1 protein-coding gene is annotated in these 559 nt (G+C 71.7%); it reads left to right on the forward strand.

Annotation, left to right across the window (positions count from 1 at the left end; translation table 11 throughout):
• Nucleotides 1-559 (forward strand): O-antigen ligase family protein (locus HUK84_RS22315; protein WP_176642058.1); only part of this gene is annotated, 559 nt, incomplete at both ends.

Here is a 559-nt window from a genome sequence, read left to right on the forward strand (position 1 = left end):
GCCGGTGCTGCTGGCGGCCGTCGCGGGCGGGGTAGGGCTGGCCCTGCTGCCGGTGTTGTCGCCGCCGGCCTATGCCAAGCTGGTGGTGCATTTCCTGCAGCAGATCCGCCATTTCTCGGATAGCGCGTACGGGCAGATCTATATCCGCGCGGCGGCGATCGTGCGGGACCATCCCTGGCTGGGGCTGGGCGCGGACGGATTCCGCGATTTCTGCGCCGATCCGGCCTATGTCCACGGGGTGCGCCTGTTCGGCCTGGACCTGCCGGCGCGCGGCGCCGCGGAAGGGTGCAATATCCACCCGCACAATATCTACCTGGAGGTCGCGACGACGGCGGGCCTGCCCGGGCTGGCCTGTTTCATAGCGACGGCGGCGCTGTGGCTGGGCCGGATGATCCGCGCCCTGGACCCCGGCGCGGCGCCGCAGCAGGCCATGCTGTGCGTGATCTGCTGCGTGGTGCTGTGGCCGGTGGCGTCCAGCAGCGCGCTGTTCTCGGCGCGGACGGCGGGTTGGATCTTCCTGCTGGTCGGCTGGGGGCTGGCGGCCGCGCGCGACGTGGCG

Source organism: Nguyenibacter vanlangensis, assembly GCF_013376155.1.
Classification (GTDB): Bacteria; Pseudomonadota; Alphaproteobacteria; order Acetobacterales; family Acetobacteraceae; genus Gluconacetobacter; species Gluconacetobacter vanlangensis.